Consider the following 16,590-nt stretch of genomic DNA (forward strand, 5'->3'; position numbering starts at 1 on the left):
AAGTCCTCTGGGTGTGCGAGGACGAGTACGGGATGCCAGTTGCCGGCGAAGGCTTCCATGGCCGGGTAGCGGAAATGCAGGTCGCTGAAGGTGAGCCCGAGAAGACGCAGTGTTCCTCGAGGACTCCGGGTTCGAAGTCGCGGAGCTGGGGTTCGACGCTCGTGAACGCAGCTGTCAGGTCACCTTCCAGTGTGCGGGTGGTGTTGATGACGATGTCTCCGACGCTTGTGGCGAAGCGGAAGGCCTGGGCGCCCAGGCGTTCAGCGAGAGCGATGGCTGTGGCGATGGTTGCATGTCCACAGAACGGGACCTCGGCCAGGGGGGAGAAGTAGCGGACCTCTCGCGCTCCGCCTTCAGGGGAGTGGTCGGCGACCACGAAAGCTGTCTCTGCGTAGCCGATGGACGTCGCAATCGCCTGCATCTCGTGCGCGTCCAGGGCGGATGCATCGAGTACTACTCCTGCCGGGTTGCCGCCAGCAGGATCGGTCGTGAACGCCGCATAGCGCAAAACGCCACCGAGGGAGGAAACATCTGTCGTCATCCCACCAGCGTAGTAACTAGCGGACACATGGCAGGGCCACGGTGGGGCCCGGTGTGCGGGCATCCGTTGGAGTGGTTTATCCCATTACAACCATGACTGGCTTCGGGTGAACCGGCGTTCGATCTTCGCAGGCACATCCTTGATGAACCTGACTACCCAACGCCTACTGCCCGCACGACACCGAGCACGCAGACGGTGATGACGCTGATCATCACGGGCTGCCCGATGGGAGTAGCGGACCAAGAAACAACTATTTCGACAGCTTGAGAGACCATGCACGGACAATAAGGGATACCGCCGACAATCTAGATGCATGGCTCACTCGCTCTTAGGCTGCGGTGCGCACCCCTGCTGAGCTACGCCCGATGGCTTGACGTGCTGACCATGGTGTATCCGCGATCCTTCAGCCTGCCTTCTGACTCACGAACCCCGGCAAACAGCACATCCAAGACGAACCGCAGTGAACGAGACAAAGCGAGGCCGGTGCTTCCGGAGGAGTAGTTACGCGATGGACAACCCGACTTGGTGCTTTAGAAGAGTTTAGATTTACGAGATGCGTTAGGGCGAGTCGGTGTCTGTGGGTAGGCGAGTGTTGCTTTCTGGTTGGTGGGTCAGGAGCCATGTGATGGCTTCGAATTCGGAAGTGAAGAACTGCGTCGGGTGGTGTCCTTGTGCGTATCCTGCGGCGAGGACTCTGTCCATGGGTCCGGAGCCGAGGAACGCCGCGGCCAGGACCCGGGAGTCGGAGGCAAAGGTCGCGCGAGCGTTGAGGGTCATGGTGTTGATCCCGCACATGTCGATAAGGATCGAGTAGGGCACGTTATTGACGAGGGCGGCGCTTCGCTGAAGGACATCATGCGCATCGTGTGTACTGATCCTGGTGTCTGGAGCCCAGGTAAGGCGAACTAAGGCTGGGTAGAGCGTGGCAATCCTGGCTTTGTTTTCAGCCGCTGTGGTCCTCGTCATCTGTTGCTCGTTCGTGTCGCCTGGATGTGCCATGGGAACTAACGCACCAATCGGACGTCAGTAGTCGTGTGGTGATTGAGTTCGAGTTCGGCCTCCGCGGCGAGGTTAAGGAGCTTCTGCCGGTCGTCGTAGGAGAAGTCGCGGGCGTCCTGGTCCAGAACGCAGAAGCTCCCGACGAACCATCCACCAGGTCCGCGCAATGGCACACCGGCGTAGAACCGGATGAAGGGTTCGGCAACGACCAAGGGGTTGGCACGGAACCGTGGATCGGTGAGGGTGTCGTTGATAATCAAAGGCTCCTCGTGCTGGATGGTCACGTTGCAGAACGCGATGCTCCGCTCCACGTGCCGGCGGAGCGGTCCGACGAAGGATTTCAAGTACTGCTGGTCGTCGGTGATCAAGGAGATGGTCGCCGAGCTCACGTCGAAGTGGTGTTGTGCTTTGCGGGTGATGCGGTCAAAGCGCTCTTCATCACCGGAATCAAGCAGGCCCAGCCTTTGCAGGGCGCGGCGGCGCTGATGCTCAGCGGCCTCGGCTGCCCGCGTGAGCCGACGTTCCTCGGACGAACTTTTAACCGTCCCCACGGATGCGGACTCCGGTCCGGGGCTGGTCCGGCCCCATTGCTCACTTGTCACGCCTGCGTCAGAACTATCCACATCCACCTTCACCGAGGTAGCGCCCCAGCGGCACCATCCTTCTCCCAGTGTGACGGCAGAAGCTCAATCGAAATCAAGCATACTGATCAGTTTTCCCATGACATTCCACACAAACCGGGAAGGGAGAGAACGGCGATCTCTTAAGGAAGCCTCCGCCGTGACACTCTGAACGACGCCGCCTGACCCACCGCGGCACGACGAAGGACGAGCCCTCGCAGCGTGTGCTGCGGGGGCTCGTCCTTTGTCGTGTCGCGTCAACCGGCGCTAGGCACGCGCCTCCTGGCGGCGAGCAGCCAGCAGGCCGCCCACTCCGGCGAGGAGCAGGAGCGAGCTGAGCAGAAGGAGCTGCTGCTCAGCGAACCCCGTGGAGGCCAGGGACTTCGGTACAGCGGTCGTGGCTGCTGCATCGGCAGCCGCGGTGACCTTCACGCCACTGCTCGCCACGGAGAGCGTGCCAGGCGCGGTGGCAGGGCCGGTGACCGGGACGAGGTCGGCGCCCGTGACGTCCAGCGTTCAATCGAAGCACCGTCCGTCCCGCCGTCGATGGTGCTGCCGTTCGATCTGACCGGTGGATGTGATGCAAATAATGAGGCGTTCTTGAGCGGGTGAGGCTCATACTGGTTTCACTCTGAACGATCCCGGCCTCGATGCCGGGGGCTGATCCGGATACACCGACGAGCCTCTGGCACGGGAGTGGGAGTTCTTTCGGGTCGTCAAGCAGCCGGCACTCGGAGGAACACTAAACGCATGTCCAGCGACGCCGGAGGCGTATCTGTTTCAATGCTGGTTTTCTGCCGGGTACGAGGTGCTGTTGATACGTGGCCTTAGAGCGAGGCAGCAGGGATACGGGTGTTTACACCGGATCCGTGCCGCCTCTACCCACACCGTGCCCGCTATCGGACATATCGGCGTACTTCCCAGTAGGACAGCAACCAGCGGGAAACCCAAACCGAGAGACTCCGACCGTATTCCCCCATGGGCCAGCCAAGTGTGCACCGATGCGATGCGCTGCAACTGCCAGCCCCACAACGCCGCACGTGCCATGTCCGTCCGCCGAGTAAGGAGCGACAGAGCGCGCTCTGGCCCTTACCGGATGTGGGTGGGAGGGTTGAGGTTCGTGATCATGAGCGGGGTGGTTGGTATGAGTGAGCGCGAAGAAGCCCAGCTAGCGACCGGTGTGCGGCGGGCGGACGCGGAAGGACTTGCAGGTCAGCTGGGGCAGCTGGCCCGGGACCTGCACGGCCATACCGGTGTCGAGGAGACATTGGATGAGATCGTGCGGACGGCGTTGAGGCTGCTCCCGCGGGCCGAGTCGGCGTCGATCAGTATGGTGAAGGCCCGGCAGCAGGTGGAGTCCCGGGCAGCATCCGGTGAGTTGCCGCGGGTGGTGGATGCCATCCAGACGCAGACCGGGCAGGGACCCTGCCTGGACGCGGCATACAGGGAGCAGATCGTCCGGGTTCCTGACCTGAGCCGTGAGTTGCGGTGGCCGCGGTTCGCGCACCGGGCGTGGGAGGCGGGGGCCAGGAGCATGCTCTCGGTCCAGTTCTTCCTCGAGAACCGGGACAGAGGCAGGGGCCTGGGTGCGTTGAACCTGTACGGGGCCGAGGTGGGGGTCTTCGAGGAGGAGTGCGAGCAGGTCGCGGTCCTGGTGGCCACGCACGCGGCAATCGCTTTGGCGGACGCCAAGGAAATTACTGGGCTCACCGATGCCTTAGTGAACCGGGATCTGATCGGCCAGGCGAAAGGGGTTCTGATGGAACGCTACAAACTCTCCACCCATGAGGCCTTCGTCCTGCTGACCGCCGCTGCGACCACTACGAACCGCAAACTCACCGACATCGCCGAGGAACTGGTCCTCACCGGACACCTCGCCACTCACACCAAAGGCCAGCAAGGCAACGCAGGGTAGGACTACAACCCCGCCTAGGACATCACCCTGTGATCGAGTGAGAGACCGGGCAGGTCTTACCTTGTGTGCTCTGCGCTGGTGGGAGTGCGGTCGATTGGAGAGCGGTTAGAGGGCGGTGAAGGGGTCCAGGAGGGCATGGTCGCTGGACTGGTGCTGGGTCTGGCGGGTCAGGGTGACGGCCCGGTCGATGATTTCCTGGGAAACGACGACGACCTTGCGGTTGTTGCGTTGGCTGTACTGGCTGATTCGTTGGAAGGCCTCGGCGGCGTTCAGGCCTGTCCGGCCCATGAGGATGCCTTTGGCCTGCTCGATGACGGCCCGGTGCAGGGCGGAGGCGGCAACGGCTTCGTGGGCGAGCCGGTGGGAGTCGCACCCCGTCCTCGACGTCGGCGCGCTTCAGCCAGTTGTTCAGGGTGCCCTCGCTGATCCCGAAACCCTTCGCGATCTGAGCCAGTGGAGCTTCGTGTTTCCGTGCGACGGACACAACGTCACGGCGGAACTCTTCCGGATACGGCTTTGCCATGATGGCCATCCTTCCACGAGGACACAATCCTCACAGGCTAGATGGAAACCGAACCCTCAGCAGTCCCTGCCGTACATGATGGAGGGCCTTGCCGGTGATGCGGGAGAGGAGGCCATTGTTACGACGTTGGTGCTCTGATCTGTCGTAGGTTGAGTGTCTCTGTGTGTGGCAGGTTCGTGGCCGTGGTGGTCTCTTCGGGAGGATGGAGGTTGATGGTGAGTGTTGTTGGGTTCCATGCTTCGCATGAGCAGATTTCGCCGGCTCAGCTTTTGATGGATGTTCAGTTGGCGGAGTCTGCGGGATTCCAAGCGGCGATGTGTTCGGATCATTTCGAGCCTTGGTCCCTGACGCAGGGACACGCCGGTTTCGCCTGGGCGTGGCTTGGTGCTGCCCTGGCTACCACCGGTCTGCGGTTTGGTGTGGTTTCTGCGCCCGGTCAGCGATACCACCCTGCGATCACCGCTCAGGCCTCAGCCACTTTGGCGAGCATGTTCCCGGAACGTTTCTGGATGGCGTTGGGTAGCGGGCAGAACATGAACGAGCACATCACCGGCGACCCGTGGCCCGATAAGGCAGTGAGGCAACAGCGGCTTGAGGAATGCGTCGATATCATCCGGCGCCTGCACGCAGGCCGGGAAGTGACCCATCAAGGGGTGGTGACGGTCGACAGGGCCCGGCTCTGGGACGCCCCAAAAATTCCGCCGGCTCTGCTCGGGCCGGTGATGTCCGTTGAGACAGCGCGTCGGGCAGCGAGGTGGGCGGACGGTTTCATCACGACCAATCAGCCTCATGAGCAGCTCAAGGAACTTCTAGGCGCGTATCGGGATGAAGGGGGCACCGGCAAAGCGGTCCTGCAGGTTCACCTCAGCTGGGCTCCTACGGAGGAAGAGGCGGCTTCGATCGCCATGGACCAGTGGCGTACCAACTCCGTCGGTCCCCCTATGGCGTGGGAGATCGCTACTGCACAGCAATTCGATGAGTACGCCGAGAAAGAGAACGTCTCCTTGGATCAGGTCGGTGAAACCGTCAACATCTCCGCCGACCCAAACCAACATGCCCAATGGCTCCAGGAATACGCCGACCTCGGCTTCGACGAGTTGTACCTGCACCACGTCGGCCAACACCAACGCCCCTTCATTGAGACCTTCGGCACGAAGGTCCTACCCCAACTTCGCGGCACCTAGAAAGCCGCACCCTCCTACCTACGCGGATCCAGGTTCTCGAAGGCCTGCTTGAACATCGCCGCTTCGAATCGAAATTACCGCCGGTCAGGGCCCGATGGAGGGTAGCCCGGGAGGGTCAGAGGGCTGCAAAGAAATCCATCATCGCCATCAACACCGCTGAAGCCCTCCGCCGCGTCAGCTGGTGCGTTCTCAAAAAAGTAGAGAAAGTACCTTTGCTGGCCCGAGGGGACGGGAGGCTGCTGTCAGCCAAGAGCCGTGCTTGGGATCAAAAGAAGTGATTGGTCGTCATGGTTGTTCTATGGCTGGAGCATCTTGGATAACCCACCAAACGCCGTCAGGGCTGTAGCCGCGGGTCTCAAGGCGAAGGCTTGTGTGGGCATGGAGTGCCCTCATCGCGACTCCGGCGTGAGCCCAGTCATCGACGGTCCCTCCGGCGCCCGCGTGCTCGACCCACAGACAGTCCCGTCTGGTCGGGGGTAGTCGAACGATGACTCCGTAAGGTCCGCGGAAGTCCCCGACAGGTCCCTCAAATTGCGCAGTCAGAAAGCCATGGTGGGTTTCGGCACTCACCAGACGCAGCCCACTGATCTTCGGGCACTTTGCGAATGCTCGCTTCGTCGCTGCGACAAACTCTTCCGGTGAAGGCATGGCATCGCTGTCCTGGCTATGTGAACGTCCTTGTTCCATCATCCGACGCTAACAGCCACACTGGGATGCTTTCCTGGACCGGCTACCGCCTGAACCGGACTGGACGTTGGGTGGTCTGCTGGTTTTGCATGGCGGTTCACCTACAGGTGGACGGCTTTGAGCTCCACCCCTCGGGCTCCACCCGCCCACAGGTGGATGACCCGTATGGACAGTCAGATTTCGGTGCTGGGTCGGACCCATGCAGGGCACTGAGGAGGCTGTGCACGTCCACCGCTCGCTTGAGGTGAGTTTTCCGGTGTCGGTGATGGTGGTGGGTGTGCGCAGGTGGGTTTTTTGGTTCCTGCTGTCCATCTGTGTGCGGGACAAGCAGCGTCAACGTGGGGGAGCTTGTGCCGTGCACCTGTGGTCAGGATGCGAGAGAAGAGCCCCCTGTTCTCTTCGGCTCGTGTCAGATTCAGATTCAGATTCAGATTCAGATACGGATACGGATGTAGGCGTGGCTGGTGAGGGTTGCCGGCCGGCCAAGTGTGACCGATTCGGTACGTGTTGTCAGGCGGTTTTCGCTGCTTCTGCCCCGGAGACTTGGGTATGGGTTTCAGGGGGATGAGAACACGCCGCAGACTGCAGTGGTTTCGAGATAACAAGGCAGCTCTGCCGTCGGTCATTGCGTTGCTCGGCGTGGCAGCGTTCTGGCTCGTCGGGTTAGTCGGCGGCGTGGGTTACCTGGCCATTGCGAGCTCCCCTATGGCGATGCTGACCGGGCTCTACATGATGCTCGCGGCTGTCGCCGTGTCGATCATCATCGCGATCCTGGCGATCAATGATCTTCTGAACCGCTACGTCCAAACGCGTGCCCGCCGCTAGCTCGACGTGCCGCTAGGACTGCTCGGTACATAGGGTCTTGAAGGGCGAGGAGATCCACATCGCGATCTAGTCGCCGGTCGCGTGTGGATGCGCGGTAAGCCATTGACGTGCGTCGAGGTTCGCTATGCGGCGGTACAGGGTCGCGCGTGACATTCCGAGGTCGCGGGCCACGTGGGATGCGGGTTGGCCCTGTTCGATGAGCCGGCGGGCGTTGGCAATCTGACTGTCGGAGAAGATCGGACGTCGACCGCCGAGGTCCATGCCGGCATCACGGCGCTTTGTGTTGGAGTCGTTGACGCGTTCACCTTTGATCTCCAGTTCCATCTGCGCCAGGGCAGCCATGACGGTGAAGACCATGGAACCCATCGGTGTACCCGTGTCGACGTTCCCACCGCCCAGGTTCAGGACCCGAAGATTCACCTTCTGCGCCCGCAGCTCCTCGGCCAGGGCGAGCATGTTCGACGTCGACCGTCCCAGCCGGTCGAGGGTCGTCACGATCAGGGTGTCATCCTGATGAACAGCCTCAAGCGCTTTATCGAACTGGGGGTGCCGGGCATGAGCGCCACTGACTCCGTGATCGATATAGAGGTCATCGCGACGGACACCGGCGGCAAGCAGATCAGCGAGCTGCCGATCGGTGTCCTGCGCTCTCGTGGAAACCCTTGCATACCCGATCAGCTTGCTCATGCCCCTCCCAGCGCATTAATTACTCCCCCTAGTGTCTCGGAACCAATCAGTTCGTCACGAAACGGCACCCCTGCTTAGGAGACAGGGTAGCAAGACATAAAAGGAGCTGTAGTAGCAGGGGAGTGGCAGTGTCTCGTTAGAGTATTTTGCAACCCACGGGTTGCAAGACGGTCTACGGCGAGCCGAGAAAGTACGGACAAAGGTTGACCATCAGTCAAGATTCGCACGGGGTGTGAGCACACTAGGGATTGACTCACTCGGGCGTCGGGGTGATCCTGTAAGCCACACCGTTCCGGTAGGAAAGGCGTGGCTTACAGGGAGGCATTCTGATGCAAACTCTGGACCGGGATGAATTGAGTATCCACGTCGATGCTCCACCCCAGGACGTCTACGACATCGTGGCCGACGTGACTAGGACGCCGGAATACAGCCCAGAGGTAGCCTCCTGCGTGTGGCTCGGTGGGGCTGTTGGGCCCGCGTTGGGTGCCCGGTTCAAGGCACAGAACAAAATCGGGAAATTCGGATGGAGCAACAAGCCAATCGTCACGGCGGTGCTGCCCGGCAGGGAGTTTGCTTTCGCCCGCACCGAACCACTCTGCGGCACTGTGCACTGGCGCTACAGGTTCGATCCCGAAAAGGGTGGAACCCGCGTAATTGAGTCGTACGAAGTAGTGCGGCCCATTACCCGGGCCGGATGGGTCATCGTGAGCGGCTTCGGTCGTGACAGGAACCGTCGGAAGACTCTGCATGACGGCATTGAGGAAAGCCTTCAACGGCTCCGAGCCATCGCGGAGCAGGCACAGTCCGGAGCCCCCGACCCCTAGCTGCTGATGTCGTTTGATCTAAGAACTTGGGAAATCGCCAACGCCTTGAGTGCCAAAAGTCGCAGTACGGCGTAGATCGGTTCGATGTGGGAACGCACGCGCGACGTAGTGTCCCAATCCTCGATCTCGAACCTCTACTGACTGCCGCTGATTCCGTGACTAACTCTAGAAACGATGAGATGTCTCGTCATTTTGTCTTGCAACCCATGGGTTGCGAGACACGCAAAGTGGCAGGGTGCGACACTCAGGTCGCACCCTGCTACCTGCTGCGCTAGGCGTTGGTGAGCTGGGTTGCTTTCCGTAGCTCGTTGGAAGTGCTGAACTCCTCCGCTGGCGCAGCTTCCTGGTATTCGACGAGCTCGACCTGATGCTCGATGAGGGCGTCTCGGACAGCTGATGGTGTCGCGTAGAAGTATTCACGGCGCAGGTTCACGAGATTGACGCGACGGCTTGCGAAGTATTGGTGCAGCATCGTTTCGATACCGACGGCGTCTTTCGAGAAGAAGAGGGCATGAACGTCGAAGAGGAAGGGCACCGAGGCGTCCCCGAGTTCACGTACTCGCTCCATTGGGTTCAGGCGCCGTGTCATACCGATCTTGACGACACCGTCGCCGAAGGCTCCGAGGTTGGAAATGACATAGACGTAGCCGGCTCGCGTGTTGAGGGCGTTGTCTTCAGCGTCGGCGAGTTTCGCTTCAGCCTCGTCAAGCTGCTCCTGAACCCGTTGGACACCTTCTAGGTCACCGGAGGCCTGCAGTTGAGCGAGGACGTTCGAGTAGTGATCCACCTCCTTCTTCTGCTTTGCCTTAAGAGCCTCCCATTCGCGTTGCGCTTTGGCTGTTTCTCGAGCCTCGGCGCGCGCCTCAGCCTCAAGCTGCTTCTGTATTGCTAGCGCTTCGAGATGCCGAGCGGCTAGCTCCAGTTCCTTCTCCCGGAGTCGGTGGAAGGCGCTAGTAATTTGCAGCCCGATCATGGTTCCCCGCTTTGCTATCTGTTCCCGTGATTTCTCGAGTCGGGCGCGAGCTGTGTCGAGGTTCCCTGCCTTTACGGTCTTCACGCAGTTCTCAGCCTCAGCGTTGTAGGCCCGTAGAAGCAGCGCAGAAAGGTCTCGGACGAACTTGTCTCCCTCTCGGGTAGATCCGTTGAACGTGAACCCGGACACCGTGGTCACAGCGGTCTTCTCACGAAGCTTGTTTTTGATCTGAGCCCGGACGGCTGCTAGTTCGTTGGCCAGCTTCACGGACGTCTCGGCCGGGTGTTCATAGTCGTAGAACCCGACGTTATGGCGGTCTGCTACCTGCCGTACGTCCAGTACCTCGTTCTGTACGGCGGTGAGCTCGGCCTCGGCTGCCGACAGATCCTGCTTTGCTCTGGCGATACTTGCGGCCAGTTCCTTGTCGTGGCGTTCCTTTGCCAAGCTGTCCATAACGCCATACCGATTGAGGTCGGTAAGCATCTGTGCGTTGGCCAGATACACCTCATCGGCGTACTGCTTGAGTCCCTTCGCTGGGACGGGAGGAGCGCCCATGTTTGTCCGATAGATGTTTTCGACGCTTACGTTGGTTGATTCGGCGGAAACGCCGAAGGCTTTTCGGTACTGCTTCAGGATGTCCAGGATGATCCACACCACGCCTGCGGCAGGCAACAGGCTGAAGACAAATCCTTGGGTGGGTATGAGCGCGATTATGAAAAGTAACGCGCACGCCAACCAGACATGAAGTGCGAAGCCTGCTGGCCGCTTGTTCGGCTTAGAGGGTGCGGGTGATGGACCCGTTGAGAAGTCAGACATAGTTCCCCCAGATTTCAGTAATGATGCCCGAACCGTAACAGGTCCTACCGTCACTCATCGCCCAAGTTCCGCCGGCAAGGAGCGCATAAGGTAACCACGCCTGACACCGGCGGCGCTTAAAGCGTCGAGCTGCAACCGTGTGTCCTGCCCGACGTACTGGCTCTGGTCTATCCGAGCTGCCACATTCCATCCGCCTGCCTTACGGATCCCAACTACGAGGACTTTTGAGACAAACACGACGAGACAAGTTTCTAAGACAGAAGAAGGCCTGTGATTCCGGGGGAGGGGTCGCTTCGTGCTGGGCCTGTCTGGGTGTCCTACAAAGCTTTAGGTTTTCGAGACACCATCGGTGAGCAAGCAGCCAGGAGCGCAGTTTCACTTGTGGTACCCGTGCGCCCGTTCTCATCGTCCCGGGTAAACGTCCCTCGCGTGGTCTGACGCGGTCGACAGGTTCGGCGGTTCTCATTGTCGTCTGCGGGAATGCGCAAGGAAGCCTGCAGGGGCGTAGGGCAACCGGCTACCGGATGGTGCAGTGACTTCTTGAGCCGTACTACTTGAGCGCGTCGTCGTAGATGTCGACGAGTCGGTCGAGGAAGTTCTGCACGATCCGGCGTTCGGAGGCGTCCATGTCGGAGATGAGGTGTTCGACGCCTTCGATCAAGGGGAGGACGAGTTCTTGAGCGCGGTCGGAGGACTGTGTCGCTGCCGTAACTACCACCTTGCGCCGGTCGCTGGGGTGTCCGTCACGATGCACATGACCTGCGGCTTCAAGGCGGTTCAGCACGAGAGTCATTGCGGCCGTCGAGATCTCAAGGCGCCGCGCCAACTCGGTCGGGGTCGCCGACTCGATCGTGATCAGATGGTCAAGGGCTAGGAGCCCCATCGCGTCGACAGCAAGTGTCTTCGCCAGGTGTCGCTCGAACCGCTGCTGGCGCACGGCGACCTGTTGCACACGGGCTCGGATGTCGTCGTCGGAAAAATGCCTTCCATCGCGCCTCGCCCGGACTCGATCCATGCGGTCCGAGCGTCTGGCTTGGGGCTGCGATGGCGACTGATCCTCTGTCATCCCCCCAGAGTAGTCGTGTAGATTGCTAACCTCATTGATAATAAAGGGTTGAGGTAAAATGTTCAGAGGTAGGGTTCTCATCTCCGGGGCGAGCATTGCGGGACCGGCTTTGGCCTATTGGCTGCACCGGTACGGGTACGAGGTCACCGTCGTCGAGCGTGCTCCCGAGCTGCGCATCGGCGGGCAGAACGTTGACATCCGCGGCGCAGGCCGCGAGGTCTCCCGGCGGATGGGGCTTGAGGGCGATATCCGGGTCGCGACGACCGGCGAGGTCGGCACCCGGTTCATCGGCCGGAACGGCGCGATCATCGCCGAGTTCCCGGTGGGCACCTCCGATTCCGAGGGCGCCACCGCCGAGCTCGAGATCCTGCGTGGCGATCTCGCGAAGCTCCTCGTCGACCGCACGGCGCACGATGCTGAGTACCGGTTCGGGGACCGGATCACCGGGCTGAGGGATGGCAGCGACGGCGTCTCAGTCGAGTTCGAGCATGCAGCAAAGGAGCGGTTCGACTTGGTGGTCGCTGCGGACGGAATCGGGTCGAGCACGCGCCGCCTCATTTTCGGCGACGAGCCGGAGATCTGCTCGCTAGGACTCGAAACGTCATACGCGACAGTCCCGCGCACCGATACGGACGACGACTGGTGGCGCTGGTTCAACGCCCCGGGCGGGCGGAGCATCACTCTCAGGCCGGACGCTTACGGCACGATCCGGGCGGCGATGTCTTTCGTGACTGATCGACCCGAGAAGCGGACCGGGTCGGAACGACGATCCGTCGACGAGCAGCGTGCACGCCTCCGAGCGAAATTCGAAGATGCTGGGTGGGAGGCGAGTCGGGTTCTCGACGGATTCGATCACGCCGAGGATCTGTACTTCGAGTCGATCGGCCAGGTTCATGCGCCGCGCTGGTCGAGTGGACGCGTCGCCTTGACGGGGGACGCCGCATACTGTGCTTCGCCGGTCAGTGGGATGGGCACGAGCCTGTCGCTCACCGGCGCCTACGTGCTCGCCGGTGAAGTGGCCGCCCACGTCGACCACAGGGACGCGTTTCGCGGCTATGAGCGCATCATGCGTCCCTACGTTGACCAGGCGCAGCGGCTGCCGCCGGGGGCTCCGCGGATCGCGAACCCGAAGTCCCGGGCCGGCGTCACCGCGTTCCGCTTCGCAGTGCGGCTCGCCGCGACTCCGGTCGGGAGCAGACTCGGTGCCCGATTCAGCACTCCGCCGGCTGACCGGATCGACCTCCCGGACTATACACACCTCGAGTAGAGCAGGTCGGCCGATGGGAGCGGAGACACCTGAAGTGGGGTTGCTACAGCGGTGCTGGCCCGGTCGTGTGGGCTCTCGCTTCCTGCATGAGCGGTCTCACGGAGTCGTCCGGTTGACGATCCTTTAGCGAACTTTGTTGCTGGGCGGATGTAGGACACGGTGCGCCTCCAGGAGCCCGGTGGGCGCTGGGCCGTAAGGTCGAATCATGGGGGATGAAGCAACACCAATTGAGGACATTGGTTTGTGTGATGACGGCGGCCGTACGCCAGCCGAACCTCAACACGAAGGCACGAGTAATCCCCGGGCTTACCGTCGCGGAACCTTAGCGACCGCTGCGGGCGTCGCGATTTTCGGTTATGCCGTCTTGTACACGGCGATCACGGCGTCTCCGCCCTCATTGGCAACGACTGAACCAGTAGCGACCCAACCCTCCCCCTCGCACGTCCAGTGCTCAGAACTCATCCCCGCTGTATGGGAAGCGGACCAGCAGCTACATGAGTCGAGTACAGGACAACTCCTCGGGCAATGCACCGTCGCCGGCCGCCCACCCAGTGGCGCTGCGATCGAGCCGGTACCTGCATGCGATGCAATCGGAGGTCACGTCACTGCCTGGAAAGAAGGGGAATACCCGACGCTGATCGAGAACAGGCCACCCCTTCCTACAGGGCAGCACATCCTAACCGTCACTGACAAGGACATGCAGCTAGTGATGGAACTCGGGATCGTGTACCCGAACCAGACCTTCGCACTGTGTGGGCCACTGGAGTGGACCTACCAACACGCCGGCGCGCCAATAGGCCAACACATTCCCGCCGACGCGGAGCTGGGAGAGCTCCCAAAGGGCCGTTACTACGCCTACGAACGCACACCGAAGGGGAACCTCGAGCTCGTCGGTATCGGAAACCGGCACAACTACGTTGAGCCCCTCCCCGAGGGATTTCCCCTCCCCGCATCACTGGTTACGGAGTCGTAGCAGCGCCCCGGCACACCAGTAAACCGATTAGCTGGTCATACCTACGGAAACGCCTCCGTATGGACGCTGCCTTTCCACTTTCTGGTCCAAGCTCCACCTGAAGTCTCACCAATGCCCTATCCCTGCTGTCCCACATGGATCGTCTTCCGGTGAGCTCATTGACACGTGGAGAGCTGGCTGACTGACTAGCGGGATGACGACCGACGCGGTTCTCGACAAAGTGCTGTCTTTGAGTCACGCGGCGGTAAGCGGAGATTTGCTCTCCGACGCAGATTTCCTTGCAGCAGGGATCGGTGCGACAGGTTGGAGCCGCTCAATCGACGGAGGGCATTGGCATTGCCCTGATGAACCGTCCTGGTCGTTGATTTCTTCGGATCACGCCCCAAATCTCGCGGTCTTCCTGACCGACGAGGACGCGGCAGCGATCTTCACAGCAGGCCAGGACCTTGCGCGACGACTCGATCGGCTCGCAGGTGTGTCCCGTCACGGGGTTAGTCCCGGCTGGCCGACCTGGTCCCTGGACGACCCTCGCTGGGCAGAGTGGAACGGGCTTGGGCCTGACTGGGTCATGTGGAGCGGCGGTCCGGCCCGGATCTCGCTGAACGTCAGTCCCGCGTATCAGCCAGGACGTCACAATTCGCCGCCGCACCTGCACTTCCAGATCGAGCGCCTCGACACTCCGTCGGAGGGTCTTCCGGTGGACCATGATCGCGCCCGTCGGATCGTGCGCTCGGGATCACCTGTCGCGCGGTGGTACCTCGCCGGCGAGAACGACTTACCCCAGGACGTCATCGACGCACTTCAGCGTGATGAGGACACGGCTGTCGTTGCGGCCGTGGAGTCAGGCGAGAAGTTCCGCACCATGCATGCTGCTGCCCAGGAACACATGAGGCGGCATGAGGAGTCACCCCAACTCCGGCCGTTGGCATTCCCGCCGAGGGATCGGCTACTGCTTCATAAATCATGATTTAAGTGATCGTCGTGCAATCTCAATCAGGTCAGCGATCTTCCTCGGTGCTTCTTCTCTAAAGACATGATTTGTCTTAGCGTCGATGAACCAGCCGAGCTTGTCATGCGCGTGTGCTTCGGCGGTGGTGCCTGTCGGCGTCGAGGAGAAGGACACCGTCATAGCGACCGGAACGTTTTTTTGCCCCCACGGGAGGCTTGTTCCCCACAGCCTCACTGCAAGATTAGAGCCAGTAGATGCCGTCACCGAGCTGGCTGTCGCTTGTGTTTTATAGCCGGCATCGTTCAAGCTCCTCTCGAGCGCCGCGATCGCCTCAGGGATCGTTGTAGAAGTAGAGAAGGTTTCTCTCGATTCATAGATAACGTCCATTGAGGAGCCTCTTCTTGTTGTGTGCGGCGGTGGGTAGGTTGCTCAAGTGACAGTCAGCTTTACCCGCCCACGCTACGCGGGATGTGCGCGGTTCATTCCGACGGAAGTGGTGTGGCTGCCGGACAATCGGCGCGCTGAAGGATGACAGGTGTGTGGCCACGGGCTCCGCGCCGCGACTGGCACGTCGGGCCCATGGCCCGCTCCGTCCGCGACGTCGCACTGGCGTACTCGGTGATGAGCGGACCCGACGGCGCTGACGGCTTCGCCATCACCCCGCGCGACTACGACACAGGTAACGCCTCCACTCCCATTGAGCAGCTGCGCATCGGCTGGTTCACGGACTCCGGCCTCGGGCCGGTCGATCCGCAGGTCGCCCAGACCGTCCGGGACGCAGCAGAATCTCTGCGCGTCGCCGGCGCCCACGTCGAGGAGGTCAGCATCCCGGCCCTGGAGCGGAATAACCCGCTGGCGCTGTTCAACCTGCAGCACGTCATGGAACTCAAGCCGGCAATGGCTGCCGCGACAGCAGGCCACGAGGACCAGATGTTCACCATGTCCACGACGATGCTCGCCACCCCGGACACCAGCGTGGAGGACTACATCGCCGCCGAGCAGGGCTTCGAACGGATCCGCGACGCCTACGCGGAGTACTTCACCCGCTTCGACGCGCTCCTGCTGCCGGTACTGCCCATCCCCGCCCACGAGCACGGAGTGAGCGAATTCGTCATTGACGGGCAGACCGTCGACGCCACCCACATCCAAACCTTCACCGTACAGTTCAACATCACCGGCATGCCCGCACTGTCGATGAGGTTCGGGACCAGCACCGACGGATTGCCCATCGGCGTCCAGATCGCCGGTGCCTGGCATGGCGAATCCACCGTCCTTCGCGTCGCCTCGCTGCTCGAGTCCACCAGCCCGGTCCGCGACCTCCACCCCGGAATCTAGGAGACCCCACAAACCATGAAGGCATCACAGACCATGCCACTGCACCCAGCTCCCCACGGCCAATACGTCTCAACCGCACCCACCAGCTCAAGGTCACTCGCCTCAGGGTCACGGGCCGGAACCGGAACGGGCACATACACCGGGACGCGCGCCTCAACCCCGGGTACTTACACCTCCGCGAGACCTTTCCCCGAAAGCACTGGTCGCTACACGCACACAGCACCGGGCCACGGCAGCAACCTCCGCCCTACCAGTACCGGGCAAGGCACTGGCGGAGGCCGATCCCCGGGCTTCGCCTATCCCGGCCACTGATCCGCCCTGCTGGCAGGGAACCTTCGCAGGAGGTCCGGGAAACCCAAGAAAAAACCCAAAGGGGAATCGCGCCAAACGGCCTCACAGCACTTCA

General features: G+C 61.6%; 17 protein-coding genes and 1 pseudogene. 8 read left to right on the forward strand and 10 right to left on the reverse strand.

Features of this window, described 5'->3' with window-relative positions:
• From ACX80N_RS17475 to ACX80N_RS17490, 4 genes are all read right to left on the reverse strand, one after another.
• Positions 1–541 (reverse strand): PhzF family phenazine biosynthesis isomerase (locus ACX80N_RS17475; protein WP_459340418.1); only part of this gene is annotated, 541 nt, incomplete at its 3' end.
• A 558-nt stretch (positions 542–1,099) separates the two neighbouring features.
• The gene (locus ACX80N_RS17480; protein ID WP_459340419.1) at positions 1,100–1,540 is read right to left on the reverse strand and encodes a DUF7793 family protein; all 441 of its coding nucleotides are present in this window, start codon (positions 1,538–1,540) and stop codon (positions 1,100–1,102) included.
• A gap of 5 nt (positions 1,541–1,545) precedes the next feature.
• Positions 1,546–2,091, reverse strand: a complete 546-nt coding sequence (locus ACX80N_RS17485; protein ID WP_459340420.1) for a GAF domain-containing protein — start codon at positions 2,089–2,091, stop codon at positions 1,546–1,548.
• Between the two features lie 336 nt (positions 2,092–2,427).
• Complete coding sequence (locus tag ACX80N_RS17490; RefSeq protein ID WP_459340421.1) at positions 2,428–2,607, reverse strand: LPXTG cell wall anchor domain-containing protein; 180 nt, start codon at positions 2,605–2,607, stop codon at positions 2,428–2,430.
• A gap of 679 nt (positions 2,608–3,286) precedes the next feature.
• On the opposite strand from ACX80N_RS17490, the gene ACX80N_RS17495 reads away from it, so the two are divergent.
• Positions 3,287–4,075, forward strand: a complete 789-nt coding sequence (locus tag ACX80N_RS17495; RefSeq protein ID WP_459340432.1) for a GAF and ANTAR domain-containing protein — start codon at positions 3,287–3,289, stop codon at positions 4,073–4,075.
• 105 nt (positions 4,076–4,180) lie between these two features.
• On the opposite strand, the gene ACX80N_RS17500 is transcribed toward ACX80N_RS17495, so the two are convergent.
• Positions 4,181–4,402, reverse strand: a complete 222-nt coding sequence (locus tag ACX80N_RS17500) for an ANTAR domain-containing protein (protein ID WP_459340433.1) — start codon at positions 4,400–4,402, stop codon at positions 4,181–4,183.
• Positions 4,403–4,474: 72 nt separating this feature from the next.
• A pseudogene (locus tag ACX80N_RS17505) lies at positions 4,475–4,598 on the reverse strand (transposase); the annotation flags it as partial.
• A 215-nt stretch (positions 4,599–4,813) separates the two neighbouring features.
• Between ACX80N_RS17505 and ACX80N_RS17510 the strand changes: the two are divergent.
• Both ACX80N_RS17510 and ACX80N_RS17515 read left to right on the forward strand, forming a co-directional pair.
• The gene (locus tag ACX80N_RS17510) at positions 4,814–5,782 is read left to right on the forward strand and encodes a TIGR03885 family FMN-dependent LLM class oxidoreductase (protein ID WP_459340434.1); all 969 of its coding nucleotides are present in this window, start codon (positions 4,814–4,816) and stop codon (positions 5,780–5,782) included.
• Between the two features lie 1,251 nt (positions 5,783–7,033).
• A complete protein-coding gene (locus tag ACX80N_RS17515; protein ID WP_459340422.1) occupies positions 7,034–7,294 on the forward strand; it encodes a hypothetical protein in 261 nt (86 codons plus the stop codon).
• A 66-nt stretch (positions 7,295–7,360) separates the two neighbouring features.
• Here the strand turns inward: ACX80N_RS17515 and ACX80N_RS17520 are convergent, their stop codons facing one another.
• Positions 7,361–7,981 (reverse strand): recombinase family protein, encoded by a 621-nt coding sequence (locus ACX80N_RS17520; protein WP_459340423.1) that lies wholly within the window; start codon positions 7,979–7,981, stop codon positions 7,361–7,363.
• Between the two features lie 329 nt (positions 7,982–8,310).
• Here ACX80N_RS17520 and ACX80N_RS17525 point away from each other — a divergent pair, with 329 nt between their 5' ends.
• A complete protein-coding gene (locus tag ACX80N_RS17525; RefSeq protein ID WP_459340424.1) occupies positions 8,311–8,805 on the forward strand; it encodes an SRPBCC family protein in 495 nt (164 codons plus the stop codon).
• Positions 8,806–9,076: 271 nt separating this feature from the next.
• On the opposite strand, the gene ACX80N_RS17530 is transcribed toward ACX80N_RS17525, so the two are convergent.
• Both ACX80N_RS17530 and ACX80N_RS17535 read right to left on the reverse strand, forming a co-directional pair.
• On the reverse strand, positions 9,077–10,435 hold the full coding sequence (locus ACX80N_RS17530; protein WP_459340425.1) for a DUF4041 domain-containing protein: 1,359 nt from the start codon (positions 10,433–10,435) through the stop codon (positions 9,077–9,079).
• A gap of 709 nt (positions 10,436–11,144) precedes the next feature.
• Positions 11,145–11,660, reverse strand: coding sequence for a MarR family winged helix-turn-helix transcriptional regulator (locus tag ACX80N_RS17535; protein ID WP_459340426.1), 516 nt, complete (start codon positions 11,658–11,660; stop codon positions 11,145–11,147).
• Positions 11,661–11,718: 58 nt separating this feature from the next.
• On the opposite strand from ACX80N_RS17535, the gene ACX80N_RS17540 reads away from it, so the two are divergent.
• From ACX80N_RS17540 to ACX80N_RS17550, 3 genes are all read left to right on the forward strand, one after another.
• Positions 11,719–12,927, forward strand: a complete 1,209-nt coding sequence (locus ACX80N_RS17540; RefSeq protein WP_459340427.1) for an FAD-dependent monooxygenase — start codon at positions 11,719–11,721, stop codon at positions 12,925–12,927.
• Between the two features lie 709 nt (positions 12,928–13,636).
• Positions 13,637–13,900, forward strand: a complete 264-nt coding sequence (locus ACX80N_RS17545) for a hypothetical protein (RefSeq protein WP_459340428.1) — start codon at positions 13,637–13,639, stop codon at positions 13,898–13,900.
• 193 nt (positions 13,901–14,093) lie between these two features.
• Positions 14,094–14,867, forward strand: a complete 774-nt coding sequence (locus tag ACX80N_RS17550) for a hypothetical protein (RefSeq protein ID WP_459340429.1) — start codon at positions 14,094–14,096, stop codon at positions 14,865–14,867.
• Here the strand turns inward: ACX80N_RS17550 and ACX80N_RS17555 are convergent.
• The gene (locus ACX80N_RS17555; protein ID WP_459340430.1) at positions 14,862–15,236 is read right to left on the reverse strand and encodes a hypothetical protein; all 375 of its coding nucleotides are present in this window, start codon (positions 15,234–15,236) and stop codon (positions 14,862–14,864) included. The genes ACX80N_RS17550 and ACX80N_RS17555 overlap by 6 nt on opposite strands.
• Before the next feature lie 150 nt (positions 15,237–15,386).
• On the opposite strand from ACX80N_RS17555, the gene ACX80N_RS17560 reads away from it, so the two are divergent.
• Positions 15,387–16,184 carry an amidase gene (locus ACX80N_RS17560; RefSeq protein WP_459340431.1) on the forward strand — a complete coding sequence of 266 codons (798 nt, stop codon included), beginning with the start codon at positions 15,387–15,389 and terminating at the stop codon, positions 16,182–16,184.
• The last annotated feature ends 406 nt before the right edge of the window (positions 16,185–16,590 follow it).

It is taken from the genome of Arthrobacter sp. MDT2-16 (assembly GCF_054510925.1).

Excerpts from the sequence above, each read along its gene's own strand:
- ACX80N_RS17480 (WP_459340419.1), bottom strand. The coding sequence starts at position 1,540 with ATGGCACATCCAGGCGACACGAACGAGCAACAGATGACGAGGACCACA.
- ACX80N_RS17495 (WP_459340432.1), top strand. The coding sequence starts at position 3,287 with ATGAGCGGGGTGGTTGGTATGAGTGAGCGCGAAGAAGCCCAGCTAGCG.
- ACX80N_RS17515 (WP_459340422.1), top strand. The coding sequence starts at position 7,034 with ATGAGAACACGCCGCAGACTGCAGTGGTTTCGAGATAACAAGGCAGCT.
- ACX80N_RS17520 (WP_459340423.1), bottom strand. The coding sequence starts at position 7,981 with ATGAGCAAGCTGATCGGGTATGCAAGGGTTTCCACGAGAGCGCAGGAC.
- ACX80N_RS17525 (WP_459340424.1), top strand. The coding sequence starts at position 8,311 with ATGCAAACTCTGGACCGGGATGAATTGAGTATCCACGTCGATGCTCCA.
- ACX80N_RS17535 (WP_459340426.1), bottom strand. The coding sequence starts at position 11,660 with ATGACAGAGGATCAGTCGCCATCGCAGCCCCAAGCCAGACGCTCGGAC.
- ACX80N_RS17540 (WP_459340427.1), top strand. The coding sequence starts at position 11,719 with ATGTTCAGAGGTAGGGTTCTCATCTCCGGGGCGAGCATTGCGGGACCG.
- ACX80N_RS17545 (WP_459340428.1), top strand. The coding sequence starts at position 13,637 with ATGGAACTCGGGATCGTGTACCCGAACCAGACCTTCGCACTGTGTGGG.
- ACX80N_RS17550 (WP_459340429.1), top strand. The coding sequence starts at position 14,094 with ATGACGACCGACGCGGTTCTCGACAAAGTGCTGTCTTTGAGTCACGCG.
- ACX80N_RS17555 (WP_459340430.1), bottom strand. The coding sequence starts at position 15,236 with ATGGACGTTATCTATGAATCGAGAGAAACCTTCTCTACTTCTACAACG.